This window comes from Streptomyces sp. 3330 (assembly GCF_031456635.1).
GTDB lineage: Bacteria > Actinomycetota > Actinomycetes > Streptomycetales > Streptomycetaceae > Streptomyces.
The window spans coordinates 109,738-129,567 of the sequence record NZ_JAVDVA010000004.1 but is presented as its reverse complement, the minus strand read 5'-3'; the positions used below and the strand labels follow the sequence as shown (position 1 = coordinate 129,567).

The 19,830-nt window shown below is 72.5% G+C and carries 16 protein-coding genes and 2 pseudogenes; 7 read left to right on the top strand and 11 right to left on the bottom strand.

Annotation, left to right across the window (positions count from 1 at the left end; translation table 11 throughout):
• The first annotated feature begins 1 nt into the window (after position 1).
• Positions 2-1,135: a GH12 family glycosyl hydrolase domain-containing protein gene (locus tag J2X68_RS08670; RefSeq protein WP_310431871.1), complete on the top strand. Its 1,134-nt coding sequence runs from the start codon at positions 2-4 to the stop codon at positions 1,133-1,135.
• 732 nt (positions 1,136-1,867) lie between these two features.
• Positions 1,868-3,916: a non-reducing end alpha-L-arabinofuranosidase family hydrolase gene (locus J2X68_RS08665; protein ID WP_310431870.1), complete on the top strand. Its 2,049-nt coding sequence runs from the start codon at positions 1,868-1,870 to the stop codon at positions 3,914-3,916.
• 119 nt (positions 3,917-4,035) lie between these two features.
• Here the strand turns inward: J2X68_RS08665 and J2X68_RS08660 are convergent, their stop codons facing one another.
• Positions 4,036-4,839, bottom strand: a complete 804-nt coding sequence (locus J2X68_RS08660) for a hypothetical protein (RefSeq protein WP_310431869.1) — start codon at positions 4,837-4,839, stop codon at positions 4,036-4,038.
• Between the two features lie 256 nt (positions 4,840-5,095).
• Positions 5,096-5,899, bottom strand: a complete 804-nt coding sequence (locus J2X68_RS08655) for an NAD(P)-dependent oxidoreductase (RefSeq protein WP_310431868.1) — start codon at positions 5,897-5,899, stop codon at positions 5,096-5,098.
• A 169-nt stretch (positions 5,900-6,068) separates the two neighbouring features.
• Here J2X68_RS08655 and J2X68_RS40270 point away from each other — a divergent pair, with 169 nt between their 5' ends.
• On the top strand, positions 6,069-6,146 hold the full coding sequence (locus tag J2X68_RS40270) for a 50S ribosomal protein bL37 (protein ID WP_373287922.1): 78 nt from the start codon (positions 6,069-6,071) through the stop codon (positions 6,144-6,146).
• Positions 6,147-6,386: 240 nt separating this feature from the next.
• Here J2X68_RS40270 and J2X68_RS08650 read toward each other — a convergent pair whose 3' ends face one another.
• Positions 6,387-7,286 (bottom strand): hypothetical protein, encoded by a 900-nt coding sequence (locus tag J2X68_RS08650; RefSeq protein ID WP_310431867.1) that lies wholly within the window; start codon positions 7,284-7,286, stop codon positions 6,387-6,389.
• A complete protein-coding gene (locus J2X68_RS08645) occupies positions 7,283-7,657 on the bottom strand; it encodes a peptidase inhibitor family I36 protein (RefSeq protein ID WP_310431866.1) in 375 nt (124 codons plus the stop codon). Before J2X68_RS08645 ends, J2X68_RS08650 begins: the two co-directional genes overlap by 4 nt.
• 235 nt (positions 7,658-7,892) lie before the next feature.
• On the opposite strand from J2X68_RS08645, the gene J2X68_RS08640 reads away from it, so the two are divergent.
• The 3 genes and pseudogenes from J2X68_RS08640 to J2X68_RS08630 form a co-directional block, all read left to right on the top strand.
• On the top strand, positions 7,893-10,931 hold the full coding sequence (locus J2X68_RS08640; protein ID WP_310431865.1) for a tetratricopeptide repeat protein: 3,039 nt from the start codon (positions 7,893-7,895) through the stop codon (positions 10,929-10,931).
• A gap of 255 nt (positions 10,932-11,186) precedes the next feature.
• Positions 11,187-11,430: pseudogene (locus J2X68_RS08635) on the top strand (PLP-dependent transferase); the annotation flags it as partial.
• A gap of 21 nt (positions 11,431-11,451) precedes the next feature.
• Positions 11,452-11,634 (top strand): annotated as a pseudogene (locus J2X68_RS08630) (homoserine O-acetyltransferase); the annotation flags it as partial.
• A gap of 53 nt (positions 11,635-11,687) precedes the next feature.
• On the opposite strand, the gene J2X68_RS08625 reads toward J2X68_RS08630, so the two are convergent.
• The 7 genes from J2X68_RS08625 to J2X68_RS08595 form a co-directional block, all read right to left on the bottom strand.
• The gene (locus J2X68_RS08625; protein WP_310431864.1) at positions 11,688-12,440 is read right to left on the bottom strand and encodes an SDR family oxidoreductase; all 753 of its coding nucleotides are present in this window, start codon (positions 12,438-12,440) and stop codon (positions 11,688-11,690) included.
• Entirely contained in the window at positions 12,437-13,408 is a 972-nt protein-coding gene (locus tag J2X68_RS08620; RefSeq protein WP_310431863.1) for a fumarylacetoacetate hydrolase family protein, read from the bottom strand. The genes J2X68_RS08625 and J2X68_RS08620 overlap by 4 nt, the downstream gene beginning before the upstream one ends.
• A gap of 78 nt (positions 13,409-13,486) precedes the next feature.
• Positions 13,487-14,419 carry a VOC family protein gene (locus tag J2X68_RS08615; protein WP_310431862.1) on the bottom strand — a complete coding sequence of 311 codons (933 nt, stop codon included), beginning with the start codon at positions 14,417-14,419 and terminating at the stop codon, positions 13,487-13,489.
• 4 nt (positions 14,420-14,423) lie between these two features.
• Positions 14,424-15,431 carry an amidohydrolase family protein gene (locus J2X68_RS08610; protein WP_310431861.1) on the bottom strand — a complete coding sequence of 336 codons (1,008 nt, stop codon included), beginning with the start codon at positions 15,429-15,431 and terminating at the stop codon, positions 14,424-14,426.
• On the bottom strand, positions 15,428-16,558 hold the full coding sequence (locus J2X68_RS08605; RefSeq protein ID WP_310431860.1) for an FAD-dependent oxidoreductase: 1,131 nt from the start codon (positions 16,556-16,558) through the stop codon (positions 15,428-15,430). The genes J2X68_RS08610 and J2X68_RS08605 overlap by 4 nt, the downstream gene beginning before the upstream one ends.
• A 23-nt stretch (positions 16,559-16,581) precedes the next feature.
• Positions 16,582-17,544: a cyclase family protein gene (locus tag J2X68_RS08600; protein WP_310431859.1), complete on the bottom strand. Its 963-nt coding sequence runs from the start codon at positions 17,542-17,544 to the stop codon at positions 16,582-16,584.
• Entirely contained in the window at positions 17,541-18,545 is a 1,005-nt protein-coding gene (locus tag J2X68_RS08595; protein ID WP_310431858.1) for a fumarylacetoacetate hydrolase family protein, read from the bottom strand. The genes J2X68_RS08600 and J2X68_RS08595 overlap by 4 nt, the downstream gene beginning before the upstream one ends.
• A gap of 129 nt (positions 18,546-18,674) precedes the next feature.
• Here J2X68_RS08595 and J2X68_RS08590 point away from each other — a divergent pair, with 129 nt between their 5' ends.
• Positions 18,675-19,613, top strand: a complete 939-nt coding sequence (locus J2X68_RS08590; RefSeq protein ID WP_310431857.1) for a LysR family transcriptional regulator — start codon at positions 18,675-18,677, stop codon at positions 19,611-19,613.
• Positions 19,614-19,830 lie beyond the last annotated feature (217 nt).

Genomic DNA, 19,830 nt, shown 5'->3' with positions numbered 1-19,830 from the left:
CATGCGTCCTTCACCGCACCATGCCCGGAGCGCGCGTGGCCTGCTCGGCGCGCTGCTCACCTCGCTCGTCTCCCTCGCCGCGCTGCTGACGACCGCACCGGCGGCGCAGGCCGACACCACGATCTGCCAGCAGTTCGGATCGACGACCATCCAGGGCCGCTACGTCGTGCAGAACAACCGCTGGGGCACCAACGACACCCAGTGCATCGCCGTCGGCGACTCGGGGTTCAGGATCACCCAGGCCGACGGGTCCGTTCCCACCAACGGCGCCCCGAAGTCGTATCCTTCCGTCTACAACGGCTGCCACTACACCAACTGTTCGCCGGGAACCGGCCTTCCCGCCCAGCTCCGCGGCATCTCCAGCGCGCCGACCGGCATCTCGTTCGGCTATGTGGGCAACGCGGTGTACGACGCCGCCTACGACATCTGGCTGGACCCCACGCCCCGCACCGACGGTGTGAACCGGACCGAGATCATGATCTGGTTCAACAAGGTCGGCCCGGTGCAGCCCGTGGGCTCCCAGGTCGGCAGCGCCACCGTGGCCGGGCGCGACTGGCAGGTGTGGTCCGGCAACAACGGCTCGAACGACGTGCTGTCGTTCGTGGCGCCGTCGTCGATCGCCGCCTGGAACTTCGACGTCATGGACTTCGTGCGGCAGGCCGTCGCCCGTGGACTGGCACAGGACAGCTGGTACCTGACGAGCGTCCAGGCGGGCTTCGAGCCCTGGAGCAACGGGGCGGGCCTTGCCGTGAACTCGTTCTCCTCCGCCGTCAACCTGGGCTCCTCCGGCGGTGACCCGGGCACTCCCGGCGGCTCCACGGCATGCAAGGTGACCTACGCGACGAACGTCTGGCAGGGCGGTTTCACGGCCGACGTGACCGTCGCCAACACCGGCTCCTCCCCCGTCAGCGGATGGAAGCTCGCGTTCGCCCTTCCCTCCGGGCAGCAGATCACGGGCGCGTGGAACGCGAACCTGTCCCCGTCGTCCGGCACCGTCACGGCGAGCAACGTCGCCCACAACGGCGTGATCGCGGCCGGCGGCCAGGTGTCCTTCGGGTTCCAGGGCACCTCCAGCGGCGCCTTCGCCAAGCCCTCGGGCTTCAGCCTGAACGGCACGTCCTGCACCACCGTGTGACACCCGCTCACCCGTTCGCCTTCCGGGGCCCGCCCGGCTCCTCCACCCCGACCGGGCGGCCCCGGAGACCGCGGGCGTACGGCGCGACGCCTCGCCGGCCGCGCTCGTCGTCCTTGCCGCGGGAAGGACGGCGGCGGCCTGCCGTCGCGTCCGTCCCGCGGCACCGGAAGAGCGCCGGACCAGGGTTGTCCGAGGCCTGGACAAGGCCCGGCGCGGGCCGGTGACGCGCCCATGGTGCTCGAAATTTCGGTTTGATTTCGGATCGCTGATACTGCCCACGCACGGACAGTGCGGAGCGTGTCCGGACCCATGCCCCGTTCATCACGCTGTCCATTTCCCACCGGTCGCCGGACTGGGGAAACAGCTGCCCGGATCACGGGTTTTCGGACACGCGGGAACCTCGAAATATTTCGCTCCGAAAAACGAATCATGCGAAGCGTATTGACGGGAGCCGCGGGCTCCCTGTCAATAAGAATGCTCGATGCGCCGACTGGCGTTCGCTATTTCGAACGCTACGCCATCGACCGTCCGCCGACGCAGCGCTTCCCCGCAGAGAGATCGGCACGCAGATATGTCATGCCCTGTTCAAAGTTCTGATCAAGTCCGGCCCGGTAGCCCGGTGTCGAACGCCGCCACCGAAGCGCCCCGCGTCGTGCGGTCCGCGCCGACCACGGCCTGACCCCGTCCGGCCCACCGCACCGACCCAACCCCCCACCCCGCACGAGGAGAACCATGAACCCGCTGAAACGGCTCGGCCGTCGCCGTGCCTCGCTGGTGTCCCTGCTGGCCGTCTCCGGCTTGGTGATACCGGGGGCCGCGACCGCGGCGCCCGACGCGCCCGATGCCGTCCGGGCGTCCACCCTGGGCGCCCAGGCGGCCCAGTCCGGCCGGTACTTCGGCGCCGCGGTCGCCGCCGGAAAGCTCGGCGACGGCACGTACACCTCGATCCTGGACCGCGAGTTCACCTCGGTCACGCCCGAGAACGAGATGAAGTGGGACACGACCGAGCGCACGCGCGGCTCGTTCACCTTCGGCCCCGCCGACCAGATCGTCAACCGCGCCACGGCCCGCGGTCAGCGCGTGCGCGGCCACACCCTGGTGTGGCACTCCCAACTGCCCACCTGGGTCAGCTCCCTCACGGACGCCAACACCCTGCGCGGCGTGATGAACAACCACATCACCACCGTGGCGAACCACTACAAGGGCCGGATCCACTCCTGGGACGTCGTCAACGAGGCCTTCGCCGACGGCGGCAGCGGGCAGCACCGCTCCTCGGTGTTCCAGAACCTGCTCGGCGACGGCTTCATCGAACAGGCCTTCCGCACCGCGCGGTTGGCCGATCCCGCGGCCAAGCTCTGTTACAACGACTACAACATCGAGAACTGGAGCGACGCGAAGACCCAGGGCGTCTACCGCATGGTGCGCGACTTCACGTCGCGCGGGGTGCCCATCGACTGCGTGGGCCTCCAGGCCCACTTCGGCGCGGGCGGCCCGCCGTCGAGCTTCCAGACGACGCTGGCGAACTTCGCCGCCCTCGGTGTCGACGTCCAGATCACCGAACTGGACATCGCCCAGGCCTCGGCGACGGCATACACCAACACGGTGCGGGCCTGCATGAACGTGGCACGCTGCACGGGCATCACCGTCTGGGGCATCCGTGACAGCGACTCCTGGCGCAGCGGGGAGAACCCGCTGCTCTTCGACCGCAACGGCGCCAAGAAGTCCGCCTATCAGGCGACGCTGACCGCGCTGGGCGGCACGGCCGCGGCACGCGCCGCGGCCGCAGCCGCGCCCACGTCCTCGCCCCCGTCCTTGTCCGCCGCCGCACTGCCCACCGGCTTCTCGTGGAGTTCGAGCGGCGCCCTGATCGCGCCGAAGCCGGACGCGACCCACCACATCGCCGGGATCAAGGACCCGTCGGTCGTCTACTACAACGGCAAGTACCACGTGTTCGCGAGCACCGCGAGCACCGCCGGGTACAACCTGGTGTACCTGAGCTTCTCCGACTGGTCGCAGGCGGGTTCGGCCACCCACCACTACCTGGACCGCACCGCCATCGGCGCCGGTTACCGGGCCGCGCCCGAGGTCTTCTACAACACGTCGCAACGCCTGTGGTACCTCGTCTACCAGACCGGCAACGCGTCCTATTCGACCAACGCCGACATCGGCAACCCCAACGGGTGGAGCGCGCCGCGCAACTTCTACTCGTCGATGCCGGACATCATCAAGCAGAACATCGGCAACGGCTACTGGGTCGACATGTGGGTGATCTGCGACAGCGCCGACTGCTACCTGTTCTCCTCGGACGACAACGGGCACCTCTACCGCTCCCGGACGACCGTCGGCCAGTTCCCGAACGGGTTCACCGACACCGTCATCGTGGCCCGGGACTCCAACAAGTACGCCCTGTGGGAAGCGAGCAACGTCTACAAGGTGCAGGGCTCCGACCAGTACCTGCTCCTCGTCGAGGCCATCGGCTCGGACGGCCGGCGCTACTTCCGTTCCTGGACGACGAGCAGCCTCGCCGGTTCGTGGACCCCGCTGGCCGCGTCCGAGGGCAACCCGTTCGCCCGGGCGAGCAACGTGTCCTTCCCCAGCGGAGCCTGGACCCGGGACATCAGCCACGGTGAGATGATCCGCGCGGGCTACGACCAGACGCTGACCATCCCCTCCTGCCGCCTCCAGTACCTGTACCAGGGCATGAACCCCGGCGCGAGCGGCGACTACAACAGCCTGCCGTGGCGACTGGGACTGCTCACCCAGACCAACTCGACCTGCTGACGGTCCGGTCGACGACGTGGGCCCCGCCGTACACGGGGCCCACGTCCCGTTCCGGTCCCGCTTCCCTTGCCTTCCTTCGCCTTCCGTTCCGTTCCCTTCCGTTCCGTTCCGTTCCGGGCTCATTCGCAGGTGGGAGACTTCTCCGGCTTCATGTTCCACGGCTCGGAGCTGATCAGGCGCACACCCCCGGGCGACTGCTTCCAGTCCGCCGCGCGGGCGAAGAGCGCTCCGCTGGCGAGGCTCCACACCTTGCCGTTCGGGTCCCGGAGTTCGAGCCGCAGTCTGTCCAGATCCCGGTCCGTGAGGTGCTTCGTGACCGATGGTTCTTCGGCCGACATCGAGCTCTTGAGCAGCCCGGTCGGAATGTCGAACTGCCCGCACGGCGGCAGGGCCTGAAGGTCCCACCACACGTCGGGCGACTTCAGGACGAGGCGCATCTCCATCACCCGGGAACTGCTGTTGACGACCGTCAGTGTCGACATGTGCCGGTAGAAGTCCACCAGCCGCGGGTACGTCGACGCCTCACGCTCGTCCGCCTCCGCGTCCTGGTCCATGGCCCGCCGCTCGTCCCCGACGGCCCGCTGCTCGGCTCTGACACCGAGAATCAGGCCGCCCAGGGCCGCGATGACGGTGACGACCGTTGCCGTGATCGTCCCCAACCGGGCCATGTCCATCACGGGCGGGTCGGCGGAGGTGTCCGCCTCCTCGCGATCCCCCTCGGCACGGGCGGGTGCGGCGCCCGCCGTACCCCGTTCGCCGTCCGGGGCACTCGGCTCCCCGTCGGCGCCGGACGCTGGTTCCGGTGCCGGCTCCCCGGTGGCCGTCCCGTCGGCGCCACGGCTCCCCGCGTCGCCACCGGCCGCCGTCGCCGTGGTCCCGCCGTCGCCGGACGGACCGCCCTCTGTGTCACTCGATGCAGCCATGGCCCACGATCTTCCACCCGCTCCCCCGCGCATGCCCCGATGTCGGGCATAACGTCCGCGCACAAGAGATGAGTTGAGTAGAGTGCGATCCCCTGCGGCCGGGCGGGCGCGGGCATTCCGGCCCGCCGTGTGCCGGTGCCGCAGGTCGTCCACGCCGTCGGGCCGGCCGACCACGCGCGGGGCGCCGGACGGGATACACCGGTCGCGGCGAGGGCGGCGGCAGGGGGAAGCCGCCCGGGCGGGGGCCGGAGGCGGCTCAGGGCCGGAGGTGGCGCAACGTGACCTCCGGCAGGGCGTACGGGCCGGCCTGCGGTGCTTCGGGGTCGGCGGGGACGTCGAGGTCGGTGAGGTGCGAGGCGTACGTCTCGGCGTCGTCGACCGGCGTGTAGGCCAGTTCGGTCGCCGCGGGGAGTTCCCAGAAGCGGCGGGTGTTGGCCGAGACGGCGTACACCGTGGCGAAACGGGTGGAGAGCGGGGCGGCCAGCGCGGCACGGCAGAAGCCGACGGCGTCGCGCGGGCTGAGCCAGGTCGCGAGGTGGCGAGCCTCCGTGGGCGCCTCCTCGAAGCTGCCGATGCGCAGGCAGATCACGGACACCCCGAACTTGTCCGCGTACAGCCGCCCCAGGGCCTCGACGGCCGCCTTGCTCACCCCGTACATGCCGTCGGGGCGCACGGGATCCCGCGGGTCGGTGCGATGCGCCGTGGGGTAGAAGCCGGTCACGCGGTTGCTGCCGGCCAGCACGACCCTCGGGATCCTCGCACGGCGGGCGGCCTCCAGGACGTGATGGGTGCCCAGCACGTTCGCTTCCAGGAGCTGCTCGAGCGGCGCCTCGTCCGGCAGCCCGCCCAGGTGCAGCACGGCGTCCGCGCCCGTCAGCGCGGCCTCGACGGCGTCCGCGTCCCGAAGGTCGACGGTGTGCACCACCTCGTTCGCGGCCTCGGCCCGGAGCGGGACGCGGTCGAGCAGAACCATGCGGCCGACCTCGCCGCGCAACGCCCGGCGCACCACCGAGCCGATGTTCCCCGCCGCCCCGGTGACGACCACGGTGCCCAGCCCCACTGCGTGCCTCCCCTGTCCGACATCCGCCCTGCCCGGGCCGGCAGCGATCCTCTCATCACGCGGATCTCTCCCCCCGTCAGGCCGGATCGCAGGGGAATGCGATGTGTGGAATCGTGGATCACGATGCTTCGGAGCGAAGCCCGCCGACCCGCGAGTGAGAGGGGTTCTCATGTCCTCGAAGCGACGCCGGAAGAAGAAGAGCCGCCGCAAGCACGCCGCGAACCACGGCAAGCGACCTCAGTCCTAGGCACGGTCGGTCTCCTGCGCGGACGACGCCTCACGCGGCGGCCGGGCGGCGCGGTGGCCGGGGCCCCGGCCGTGCGGGCGGTCGGTCCCGTGCGCGGTGACCGGCCGGGCGCGGGCGTCGCTCCGCACCGCCATAGGCGTGAGCGGGCGCGTCGGGAGGCGCGGGCGGCCGTACACCCGGGCCATCGGCCACCGCGGCAGCCCGGCACCTGAGCGACCGACCTCCCCAAAGGCCGGTCGCTCAGGCGGATCCGGTGGCCAGCGCCCTGCGCTTGTCCGCCAGGTAGGCCGCCACGGTCCTGCGGTCGGCCGCTGTCAGCAGGCGCTTCTCGACGGCCCGTTGCACGTCCTGGACCGCCTCGGACAGTTCTGTGGAGAGCTGGCAGTCCGCGTCGGCGCGCGCCACGCGGATCTCGTCGCGGCCGAGCGCCCGCAGCGACGCCTGGTCCGACGCGGCGTTCGGCAGCCGGGTGTCGACGGCCCGGCGGGGGGCCTGGAGATCCTTCGCCGGATGCCCCGCCTTCGTCATGCACGAGGACCAGCGCCGGACGGCGGCACGGTACCCGGAATCCGCTTCGACGGCGCCGATCACCCGGTTCGCCAGTGCCACGGTGACGGGCTCGACCGTGTTCCAGTCCGCCCCGTACAGCTCGGCGCGGGCCCGGGCGACACACCCGTCGGTGGAGTACTCCAGGCTGACGCCGTCGGGGAGCCGCAGGCTCACCCGGTGCGCCGGCGTGCCGGTCAGCGCCTGTCGCCAGGCGGCCTCGCGGGGCTCGTCGGCCGGGGCGGGTGTGGACCGCCGGTACAGGTACTCCCCGACGATCCCGTACCCGTCCTGGGTCGCCTTCTCCGGGGTGAGCAGTCCGTAGGGGTTGGTCTCCTCGTTGCGCGCGGACGCGGTCCGGGGCTGTGTCTCGTACGTCTGGCCGCGGGACCTCATGCAGGCGGCCACGGCACGTTCCTCACGGTCGTGGAGGCGTACGGCGTCGGCGTGGCTGATCGCGGTGGTCCCGGACAGGGGACGGACGTCGGGTGCCACGGGCCCGCGAGCGGGCTGCTCACCCCCGTGAGAGCAGCCCGCCGCGGTCAGCGCAAGGAGCACCGCGAGCAGTGTCCGCCGCGCCGTGGATGCGCTCATACGCACCAGTTGTTCGAGGCCACGTTGTGCCAGTACACGGTGTTCGCCAGGGAGCCGTTGTAGTAGCCCCGGGAGAGCACGTAGCTGGAGCCCGTGTAACCCGTGCCCGAGTAGATGCGGACGTTGCAGCTGTTGCCGTTGTTGTACAGCGACTCGGCGTTGTTGAACTTGTTGTACTGGAGAAGGTTGGTGTTGTCGCCGTAGACCACCCCGGGGTCGCCCGAGCCGTTGACGCCCAGGTAGGCGCACAGCCCTCCGGAGGGACAGTCCGACAGCGCCGCGTTCGCGGGGGCGGCGGTGATGAGGGCGCCGGTGGTGGCCAGGGCCACGCTTCCCAGGACGATGCCGGCCTTGGCCAGGATCCGCTTCATATTGAGTGTTCCTCCATCGCTCGGGACGCCGCCCACGGGCCTCGGGTCGTTCGTGGTGCGGCGGCTTGCCGTGCACACGATGGCGGGAGGAGCTGGCCGGGAACCTTGCGTAGAACTTGCCTCGCAGGTGACCCGGTGGTTGGGTGACGCCCGGTGGGCGCGGGCGACATGTGCGGGGCGGGGCGGGGGATACGTCGTGACGGGATTTCGGCTCCTGGGGGCCGTGGAGTTATGGGTGTCGGGACGGCCGGTGGATCTGGGCCCCGCCAAGCGGCGCACGGTCCTGGCGGCGCTGCTGGTGGACGCGGGCCGCTGGGTGACGGCCGAGACACTGATCGACCGGGTCTGGGGGGACGCCCCGCCGGCACAGGTGCGCGCCACGCTGTACGCCCACATCACCCGTATCCGCCGGGTCCTCGTGGACCAGGGCCCGCACCTGCGCGGCGGCGCCGACGGACCGTCCGAAGCGCCGTCGTTACGGCGCGGTGCGGGAGGCTACCGGCTCGACGTCCCACCGGACCTGGTCGACGTGCACCGCTTCCGGAGGCTGGTGACGCGGGCTCGTCGGAGCGACCGCTCCGACGCCGTGCGGGTGGCCACGCTGCGGGAGGCGATGGGCCTCTGGCGGGGCGATCCGCTGGCCGGGCTGACCGGTGACTGGGCCGCCAGAACCCGGGAGAGCTGGCTGCACCAGCGCGTCGACGCCGTCCTCGCCTGGGCCGACGCCGAACTCCGGGTCGGCGGCCACGTCGTGGTGATCGACACGCTGTCCGTCCTCGTCGCCGAGCACCCGTTGATCGAGCCGCTCACCTCGACGCTGATGCGGGCGCTGCACGCGGCCGGTCGCGCCTCGGAGGCACTCGCCTGTTACGCCGCCCTGCGCAAACGGCTGGCCGACGAACTCGGCGCCACCCCGGGAGTCGAGGCCCGGCGCGAACACCAGAGCATCCTGAGCGGGAAGGCCGCCCCACCGGCCGTCCGTCCCGCACCGCCCGCCGCCGTCGGGCGCCCGGCCGTCGTGCCCGCTCAACTCCCCCTGGAGGCAGCGGGGTTCACCGGCCGAGAAGAGGAACTGAACCGGCTGGAGAAGATCCTGGTCGCGTCGGCGGAGCGGCCGACCGCGGTGGTGGTCTCGGCGGTGTCCGGGACGGCGGGCGTGGGCAAGACGGCGCTCGCGGTGCACTGGGCGCACCGGGCCCGGGACCGTTTCCCCGACGGCCAGTTGTACGTGAATCTGCGCGGCTACGACCCCGACCGGCCCATGACCGCCCCCGACGCGCTGACCCGGTTCCTGACCGCGCTCGGGGTGCCCGGGCAGGACATCCCGCTGGAGGCGGACGACCGGGCGGCTCGCTACCGCACCGCCGTCGCGGGCCGGCGCATGCTGATCGTGCTCGACAACGCCGCCACCGTCGAGCAGGTCCGTCCGCTGCTGCCCGGCACCGGCTCCTGCGCGGTGCTGGTGACCAGCCGCGACAGCCTGGCCGGGCTGGTGGCGCGGGAGGGGGCACACCGTCTCGACCTCGACCTGCTGCCCGCGGACGCCGCCCACACTCTGCTGCGCCGGCTCGTCGGCCCCCGCGCCGAAGCCGAACCCGACGCCGTCTCCGCGCTCGCCGCGCAGTGCGCCCGGCTGCCGCTGGCGCTGCGGGTCGCCGCCGAACTGGCGGCCGCCCGGCCCGCCACGCCGCTGACCGACCTGGTCGGCGAACTCGCCGACCAGCAGCGGCGGCTGGACCTGCTCGACGCGGACGGCGACCCCCGGGCAGCCGTCGCCGCGGTGTTCTCCTGGTCGCTGCGGCATCTGCCGACGGAGGTGAAGCGCGCGTTCCGGCTGCTCGGACTGCATCCCGGCCCCGACTTCGACGTCCACGCCGCCGCCGCGCTCACCGGCGGCGGCGTGGCGGACACCCGCCGGGCCCTCGACGTCCTGGCCCGCGCCCATCTCGTCCTGCCCGTCGAGCCGGCCCGCTACGGCATGCACGATCTGCTGCGCGCGTACGCCACCCGGCTGGCCATGTCCGACGACACCCCGCAGGCCCGCGAGGCGGCGCTGGACCGGCTCTTCGACCACTATCTCGCGACCGCGGCCGCCGCCATGAACTGTCTGCACCCGGCCGAGGCCCACCTGCGGCCCGCCGTTCCCGAGCCCGCCGCTTCCGTTCCGGACCTGTCCGGTCCCGAGGCGGCGCGTTCCTGGCTCGACGCCGAGCGGGCGTGTCTGGCGGCCATGTCCGCCCACACCGCCGCCCACGGCCGGCCCACCCACGCGATCCGGCTCTCCCTCGTCCTGTACCGCTACCTCATCAGCGGCTATCACACCGACGGCCTCACGATGCACGGCCACGCCCGGGACGCCGCGCGCCGGATCGGCGACCCGCTGAGCGAGGCCCGAGCGCTGCTCGGCCTCGGCACCGCCTCCTACCAGCTGGCCCGGCACGAACCGGCCCGCAGGCACCTCCAGGACGCGCTGACCCTGTTCCGGCGGTCCGGCGACCCGACCGGCCAGGCCCGCGCGCTGGTCAACCTCGGTCTCGTCGACGAACGACTGGGCCGTTTCCTGTCCGCCGTCGAGTACCTCGAACAAGCCCTGGTGCTGTACCGGAGCGTCGGCGACCGGTCGGGCGAGGCGATCGCCCTGAAGGATCTCGCCAGCGTCGAGGGGCAGTCGGGCCGCTACCAGGAGGCCGCCGACCACCTCCGGCAGGCTCTCGCGCTGCTCCGCAGGACCGGCAACCGGTATCTGGAAGCCCATGCGCTCAACGACCTCGGATCGGTCGAGGCGCGACTCGATCTCCTCGGGTCGGCCGCCGACCACCAGGAGCAGGCCCTCGTTCTGCTGCGGGAGGTCGGCGACCGGTACGGCGAAGCGGGGGCACTGCACGACCTCGGCATCATCCACACCCGGCGCGACCAGCCCGCGCAGGCGGCCGAGTGTCACCGGCAGGCCCTCGCCCTCTACTCCGGCAACGGCGATCGCAACGGCGAGGCCCGGGCGCGCAACGGGCTCGGCGAGGCCGCCCGGGCCGCCGGCCGGCCCGCCGACGCCCTCGTCCACCACACGGACGCCCTCGCCATCGCCGAGGACATCGGCAGCCCGGGCCAGCAGGCCCGCGCCCTCGGCGGACTCGGCGACGCCCACCACGCGCTGGGCGACACCGCCGCCGCCGTCGGCCGCTACGAGCGCGCGCTCGCCCTGTACACCCGGCTCGGCATGCCCGAGGCCGACGCCGTCCGAAGGAGACTGGCCTCGGCGACCGGCCCCCGCCCCTGACCCGGCTCCCTCCCAGGCATCTGGTGCGCCGTCACCATCTGTGGTTACCTGACCTCATGACCGTGCTCGTGACCCGCCGCCACGTCGATGACGTGCGTGTCACCACCACGGGCTGTTCCACCGCGAGCTGACGCCCCGCTCCGGTATCTGATCCCACCCTCTTCACCCCTCGCACCGCGCTGCCCATCGCCCTGCCCGCGTCCCGGTCCGGGCAGCCGCCGCGCGGTGGCTCCAGGCACCCCGTACGCCCCGCACGGGGTCGAGGCGGGCAAGCGGTTCGTCGACGGCGTCGAACTGTTCAGTCACCTCGCCGACATCGGCGACGTCCGCAGTCTCGTCATCCATCCGGCGTCCACCACCCACCGCCAGCTGGACGACGCGGTTGGCGGCGACCGGCACCGCGCCCGGTCTGGTGCGCCTGTCGGCGGGCATCGAGAACCTCGCCGATCTCCAGGCGGATCTGGAAGCCGGCTTCCGTGCCGCGAAGGGCGCGTCCTGAACGCCGTGCCGACGACCTCGCGGGCCCGGGCTGGCCCTGGACACCGACCGCTGGTTCGTCGTCGCGCCCACTGTGCTGGGCGGCTGCCAGGGCAGCACCGGGCCCTCGTCGAGGCGTCCCGACGGACGGCACTGGGGTGGCGCCTTCCCGTCCTTGCCCCAGCGCGACCAGGTCGCCGCGGAGGCCGGGCTGGCCGACGCGCTCCGGCGCCGGACCCCGCCTTGTCCCTGCGGGTGCCGCCTTTCGGCCGAGGCGTCTCACGGCGTCGTCCCGCGCAGCGCGTCGGAGACGGACTTCACCCCGCCGTGCGCGGTGAGGCCGCCGTCGACGGGGATCTCGGCGCCCGTGATGAAGGAGGCCTCCTCGGACAGCAGGAACACCACGAGCGGGGCGACCTCGTGCGCGGTGCCCGTGCGGCCGAGCGGCGTCTCGCGGACGTTCGCGTCGCGGAAGGCGGGGGCGGCGGAGGCGGTCATCTCGGTCTCGATGAAGCCGGGGTGGATCGTGTTCACGCGGATGCCGCGCGGCCCGAGCTCGGTCGCGGCGCTCTTCGACAGACCGCGCAGAGCCCATTTGCTCGCCGTGTAGGCGACCGGGTAGTGGCCGGTGAGGGCGGCGGAGGAGCCGACGTTGACGACGGCGGAACCCGGGGGCATCAGCGGGGCCAGATGCTGGATGCCGAGCAGCGGTCCGGTGACGTTGACGGCGTGGACGCGGGCGAAGTCCTCGGGCCGTACGTCGCCGACGCGGGCACGCCAGGTGATGCCCGCGTTGTTGACCAGGCCGTGCACGTGGCCGTACGACTCCCGCAGGAGCGCGGCCAGTTCGGCCCAGTCGTCCTCGCTGGTGACGTCGAGGCGGCGGCAGTCGCCGGTCGGCCGGGCGTCGGTGGCGACGACCCGGGCGCCCTCGCGGGCCAGGGCCTCGGCCTCCGCCGCGCCCTGGCCTCGGGCCGCGCCGGTGACGACCACGACCTTGCCCTGGAGCCTGCCCCGGTGCGGTTCGGTCACGGCCTCTCCCGGGTACGGCGGCGGGCGGCGGGGAGCGGCACCGGCTCCGTGCCCGCCACCACCGTGTTGGAGACGGTGCCGATGCCCTCCACGGTGAGGGTCACCGTGTCGCCGGGCCTCAGCGGCGGCGGGGACTGCTGTCCGCGCACTCCCCACAGCTCCGCCAGGCAGCCGCCGTTGCCGCAGGTGCCCGAGCCGAGCACGTCGCCCGGGCGGACGACGGTGCCCCGTGAGGCGTAGGCGACCATCTCCTCGAAGGTCCAGCTCATGTTGGACAGCAGGTCCTCGCCGACGATCTCGTCGTTCACCGCGGCGGTCAGGGCCAGGCGCAGGAAGCCGTCGGCGTCCCGGTGCGGTTCCAGCTCGTCCGCGGTGACCAGGTACGGCCCGAGGGTGGCGGCCGTGTCCTTGCCCTTGCACGGGCCGAGGCGGACCTGCATCTCGCGGGACTGGAGGTCCCGGGCCGACCAGTCGTTGAAGACCGTGTAGCCGATGATGTGGTCCCGTGCCCGTTCGGGGGTGAGGTCGCGTCCCTCGCGGCCGACGACCGCCGCGACCTCCAGCTCGAAGTCGAGCAGCGCGCTGCCCGGCGGCACCGGCACGTCGTCGTGAGCGCCGACGACGGCGTACGGGTTGGTGAAGTAGAAGGTCGGGGCGTCGTACCAGGCTTCCGGCACCCCGCCGGCCCCGTCCACGGACCGCCGTACCCCTTCGACGTGCTCCTCGAAGGTGACGAAGTCCCGCACGGTGGGCGGCTCCAGCGGCGGCAGCAGCCGTACCTCGGACACCTGGGGGCCGGCCGGGGCGCCGAGGGCGGCGGCGCCGGCGTCCAGCAGCGCGTCGAGGCCGTCCGCGGACCGGATCAGCTCCGTGAGCGAGCGCTCGCCGGGCACGGGGCGGAGCGCGCCGTCCTCGTCGACGACGGCGACCCTGCGCCGGTGCTGGTGTTCATAGGTGGCGAAACGCATGGACGGCTCCAGGCTCCGGGGAACGTGCGGGGATCGGACCGGTGGGGAGGGGTCCGGCGGGGACCGGACCGTCGGGGATCAGACCGGCGGGGCGACGAACACGCCGCGGTCGACGTCGTTGAACGACTCCTTGGCGACCAGCTCGTTCATGGGGTTGGCGGTGCCCCACTGGTCGGCGACCTCGGGCTGGGAGAAGTCGTAGACGTGCGGGTGCCAGGTGTCCTCGTCCAGCAGTTCCAGCTCCGTCGTGTACTCGACGGTGTTGCCCTGCGGGTCGAGGAAGTAGGTGAAGGTGTTGTCGCCGGCCGTGTGCCGGCCCGGGCCCCAGAGCTTGCGGGCCCCGGAGCGGATGACCCGGCCGGAACCGCGCAGGTACTCGTCGATGCCGCGCATCTCGAAGGAGACGTGGTGCAGGGAGGTGTGCGGGCCCTTGGCGATCGCCATCGAGTGGTGCTGGTTGCTGATCCGCAGGAAGTGCATGGCCTCGCCCATCCGGGGATGCATCAGGGTGTCGGAGAGCCGGAAGCCCAGGTGGCGCTCGTACCACTGCCTGGTGACGTTCAGATCGGGGGAGTTGAGGACGACGTGCGAGAGCTTGACCGGGATGGCCTCCTTCTCCTCGATCTTGCGGTGCTGCCGGGCCTCGACGTCCGCCGACACCTCGACGGTGCGGCCGTCGACGTCGAAGAAGCGGAAGCCGTAACCGCCGCCCGGGGTCTCGACCTTGCCCGGCTGCGAGACCAGCCGGACGCCGCCGGCGAGGAGCCGCTCGGCGAGGGTGTCCACGTCCGCCGCGCAGGCCGCGCCGTAGGACACCAGGTCGAGGCGCTTCTCGTCGGCCTTGCGCAGCCGTACGACGTAGTGCTCGGGGCTGCCCTCGGCGGCCAGGAAGGAGATCCCGGAGTCCTCGGCGACCTTGGTGAGGCCCCAGACACCGGCGTAGAAGTCGAGTTGCCTGTCGTAGTCGGGCACGGCGAGGTCGACGTGCCGCAGATGGGTGAGCAGACGCATGGGGTCAGTCCTTCCGGAGGAGGGCGGCGGCGTTGCCGCCCCGTACGGCGTGGAAGTCGGCGTCGGGCAGCCGGGCCGCGCGGAGCGCGCCGACGGGGTCGTCGGTGCCCATGTCGAAGGGGAAGTCCGAGCCGAGGAGCACGCGGTCGGCGCCGACGGCGCGGACCAGCTCCCGCAGGACGTGCGGGTCGTGGACGAGCGAGTCGAAATACAGCCGCCTGAGGTAGCTGCTGGGCAGCTGGGCGCAGCCCGCTCCCGCGTCGGCGCGCGCCGACCAGGCGTGGTCGGCGCGGCCGATGTGGGTGGGCAGATAGCCGCCGCCGTGTGCCGCGATCACCTTCAGGGCGGGGTGCCGGTCCAGCACGCCGGAGAAGATCAGGTGGGAGAGCGCGACGGCGTTCTCGGTGGGCTGGCCGACGGTGTTGGACAGGTACCAGCGGTCCAGGCGCTCGTCGAGCGTGCAGCCGAAGGGGTGCAGGAAGAGGATCGCGCCGCTCTCCTCGGCCCGCGCCCAGAAGGGCTCGTACGCCGGGTCGGACAGTTCGCGCCCCGGGGCGTGGGACGAGATCTCGACCCCGGACAGGCCTTGTTCCAGGGCGTGTCCGAGGGCGCGCACGGCCAGGTCCGGGTGCTGGAGCGGCACGAGGCCGAGCCCCTGGAGCCGGTCGGGGGCCTGGGCGCAGTGTGCGGCGGTGGCCTCGCCCGCCACCCGGCAGATCTTCTCGGCGGTCTCCTCGTCGGCCCAGTAGTGGTAGTGCGAGGGCGACGGGCTGACCAGCTGCACGTCGACGCCCTGGGCGTCCATGGCGGCCAGCCGTACGGCGACGTCGGTCAGCCGCGGGAGGCGTTCGCGGACCATGGGGCCGCTGACGGCCAGGGCGGCGGGGCCGTTGCGCCGGGCGTCCAGTTCCCTGGCCGCGGCCAGGCCGGGGAGTCCGGCGACGAGGGCGTCGACCTCGGGCAGCAGGACGTGGGCGTGCACATCGACGGTGGGCGCGGGGCGGCCGGTCACGGGAGTTCCTTGAGCATCGTCATGGTGCGGCCGATCAGGCCCGGGACGTCGGCGTCGCGGACGCCGTCCAGCTGCCACTGCCCGAGCTGCACGGACGCCTCGACCACGGCCCGCACCCGGGGGATGCGGCGCTCGTAGTACCGCTGGAGCAGTTCCTCGTCCCAGTCCGCGCCGGCGGTGAGCAGTTCGGCGAGGACGGAGGCGTCCTCCAGGGACATGGCCGCGCCCTGCGCGAGGGTGGGCGGGCAGCAGTGCGCGGCGTCGCCGACCAGCACCACCCGGCCCCGGTGCCAGGAGCCCTCGACCAGCAGGCGGTCGAACCAGGTGTAATTGACCTTCGCCGGGTCCGTGATGTGCGGGGTGATCTCGGTCCAGTGGCCGCCGTATCCCTGTGCGAGCCGGCGCATCTCGTCGGCGTGGTCGGCCGGGTCGATGGAGGCGCGGTCGCGGTACGCCTCGACGACGTAGGCGTAGAGGGTGTGCTCGCTGGTCGGGCAGTAGCCGGCGATGTACGCCGGGCCGCCGTAGGCCAGGTCGGTGCGCACCAGGCCCGCCGGGCGCGGGGCGGTGGTGCGCCAGATGGCCATGCCGGTGGGCTCGGGTTTCGCCGTGATCCCGATGGCGGCGCGGGTGGTGGAGTTGAGGCCGTCGGCGGCGATCACCAGGTCGTACCGGCCGCTGGTGCCGTCGCTGAAGCGCACCGAGACGCCTTCGGCGTCCTGGTCCAGGATCTCGGCGGTGGTGCCCAGGCGGACCTCGGCGCCGACGGCGCGGACGGCGTCGATGAGGATCTGCTGCAATCGGGGCCGCTGCATGCCGACGGTGGCGGGCAGGTCGTCGCCGCCGGTCCGGATGTCCTCGGCCTCGTGCAGCACGGTGCCGTCGGGGGCGATGACGCCCAGCGAGCCGAAGGCCTGTCCGGAGGACTCGACCCGGTCCTGGACGCCGAGTTCGCGCAGCACACGCAGGGCGTTGCCCTGGAGGGTGATGCCGGAGCCGGTGGTGGCGTTCCAGTCGGGCTTGGCCTCGATCAGGTCCACGGCGACGCCGGCGCGGCGCAGCAGAACGGTCACGGCGTTGCCTGCGGCGCCGCCGCCGATGACGAGGACCGTGCGGGGTGGGGTCATGGGAAGCTCCCTTGTCACGCGGGCTACTTGACCGCGACCGGGTTGACGGGTGAGCCGACGGCTCCGGTGATGGGCAGGGGTGCGGCGGTGAGCCAGAACGCGTACCGGCCGTCCGCCGCGCAGTCGGCGGCGAGGGCGTCGAGGTCCCACATCTCCCCGATGAGCAGGCCCATGTTGGGGATGGCGACCTGGTGCAGGGGCTGGAAGGCCGCGTCGAACTCGTTCGGCCGCACCTCGAAGCCCCAGGTGTCGGTGGCGATCGCGGCGATCTCGGTGCGGTGCAGCCAGCCGGCCGTGGTGAAGGACAGGCCGGGCGAGTCGCCGCCCGCGTAGTCGCCCCAGCCCTCGCGCCGGGCCCGGGCCAGCCGGCCGGTCCGCACGACGACGATGTCCCCGCGGCCGACGGTCACGCCGTGCGCGTCGGCGGTCGCGGTCAGGTGCTCCTCGGTGACGGCGAACCCGTCGGGCAGCTCGCCTTCCGCACCGATGACCCGGCCCACGTCGAGGAGGACCCCGCGCCCGGCGACGTGCGGCGCCATGTGCTCGATGCCGGTGACGAGGTCGCCGTCCGAGGTGACGACCCGCTCGGCCGGGCGGCCGTTCCACGCCTTGCCGTGGTCGAAGATGTGGCCGAGCCCGTCCCACTGGGTGGAGCACTGGAGCGGCATCGCGATCACGTCGTCGGCGCCGCCGATGCCGTGCGGGAAACCCTGGTTGCCGAGGGCGGCGTCGGTGCCGGTGTCGAGCATGGTGTGCACGGGGTTGGTGCGCCGCCGCCAGCCCTTCTGCGGGCCGTTCATGTCGAAGGACTGCGCGAGCGAGAAGCTGACTCCCCGGCGGACCAGTGCGGCGCCTTCCCGGCGCTTCGCCTCGTCGAGGAAGTTCAGCGTGCCCAGGACGTCGTCCTCGCCCCAGCGGCCCCAGTTGGAACAGGACTTGGCGGCCTCGGCGATCGCGCCCTCGGGGTCGCGGCGGTCCGGGCTCACGAGGCCTCCCCCGCAATACAGCGGGTGCGCTGGGCGCCGAGCCCGGTGATCGAGCCGTCCATGACGTCGCCGTCGCGCAGCAGCCGTCCCCAGTGCATGCCGTTGCCGGCCGGGGAGCCCGTCAGCACCAGGTCGCCGGGCAGGAGCCGGGCGGTCAGCGAGGCGTACGACACCAGCCGGGCGATGCCGAAGAGCATGTCCTCGGTGGACTCGTCCTGCATGGTCTCGCCGTTCAGCTTCAGGGTGACCCGCAGATCGCCGGGGTCGGCGATCGACGCGGCCGGCACGATCCAGGGGCCGAGCGGGGTGAAGCCGGGCGCGTTCTTGCTGCGCAGCCAGTCCGTGCCGATGGCCTTCATGTCCCGGCGGAAGACGGTCGCGCGGTCGGTGAGGTCGTTGGCGATCGTGTACCCGGCGACGTGCGCCAGAGCCTCCGGCACGGACACCCGGTAGGCCGGCTTGCCGATGACGACCGCCAACTCCAGCTCCCAGTCCGGTTGTTCGGCCCAGGAGGGCAGGACGACATCGTCGTAGGGGCCGGTGATGGCGCTCGGCAGGCCGATGAACACGTACGGCAGGTCCTGCGCCGCCCGCCGGTCCATGACCTCGGCGATCTCCGCCCTGGCCGCCTCCGGTGTGCGCGGGTCGTCGGGGGCGCGGTGGGCGAGCTCCAGATCGATCACGTGCTGCCGGTAGTTGGCACCGGACTGGAAGACCTGGCGGGGCTCGACCGGGGCGTGCACCCGCAGTCCGTCGAGAGGCCGCCAGCCGTCGGCGAGACCGGCGCCGTGCGCCGCGAGGTCTTCCAGGCGGGGCAGGACCTCGTCCCAGCGCTCGAAGAGCAGGCGGGTCGTCAGGGCGGGGTCGCGGAAGGCGTCGCGCAGGTCCAGCACCCTGCCCTCGGGGACCACGAGGCCGGGGAAGGAGGCCTGGTCGGGGGCGGAGAAGGTGCCGAGGGCGAAGGGTCCGGAGAAGGACGCGGAAGGGGCTTCGGATTTCACTGAGATGTCCTCCTGATGACGATGCGACTAATCTGGCCCCACCTCCCGTAATCTGGGAAATCGATTCTTTGGATATCGATCATCCATCGCATGAATAAAGCCGCCCGGGCGGCTCGGTGTGGAGGCGTTGTGTACCTGTCCGGCCTCGATCTCAACCTCGTCCTGTCCCTGCGGGCGCTGCTGGAGGAACGCAACGTCACCCGGGCCGGGCAGCGGATCGGGCTCAGCCAGCCCGCCATGAGCGCGGCCCTGGCCCGGCTGCGCCGTCATTTCGACGACGAGCTGCTCTCCCGGGTCGGCGGCCAGTACGAGCTCACGGCTCTCGGGCGCGCCCTGCTCGACCGCACCGCCACCGCCTGCGACCTGCTGGAAAGGGTGTTCAGCAGCAGGGCCGAGTTCGTGCCGGGCAGCGAGGAGCACGAGTTCACCCTGCTCTCCTCCGACTACGCCGTCACCGTGTTCGGCGCCGCTCTCGCCCGGACCGTGCACGCCGAGGCCCCGGGGGTACGGCTGAGCTTCCAGCGGCCGCCGACCGACGTCACGGAGGAGTCGGCGACCCTGCTCAGCACGGCCGACGGGCTGCTGATGCCGCACGGCGTCATCAGCGGCTTCCCCACCGTCGAGCTGTTCACCGACGGCTGGGCCTTCCTCGTCGCCGAGTCCAACGACGAGGTCGGCGACCGGCTGACCATGGACGACCTGGCACGGCTGCCCTGGGTCACCTACCAGCGCACCTACGACGCCCCCGCCGCCCGGCAGCTGAGCATGCTCGGCATCGAACCGCGCGTGGAGGTCTCCGCCGACAGCTTCCAGGTGCTGCCGTTCCTGGTGGCCGGGACCCGCCGGATCGCCCTGGTGCAGCAGCGCCTGGCCGAGCAGCTGCGCGGGGTGGCCGCCGTGCGCGTCATGGCGGCGCCGTACGAGGTGGTCCCGCTCCAGGAGGCCCTGTGGTGGCATCCGGTCCACACCCACGACGCGGCCCACATGTGGCTGCGCGAGACGGCCGCCCGGGTGGGAGCGGAGCTGAGCGCGCCCGTATCGGGCACCCGGGCCGCATCCAGGGCGTGAATGATCCACATCCCCGATCCCGATCGTCCGGGGGGTAGGCAGGTCCCGGGCGGTACCCCCATAGTCGTCTCAACCCGGCGCCGGAGCCGTCCCGCTCACCACCGCCGGACGGCGCGGACCCCGTGAGCCGGGGCTTCGCGACGCGACGGCGATCACCGGTGCCACCGCACTCCGCTCCGCCGAGCGCTCCGGATCCGCGGCTCGCTCGGGGCGGCCG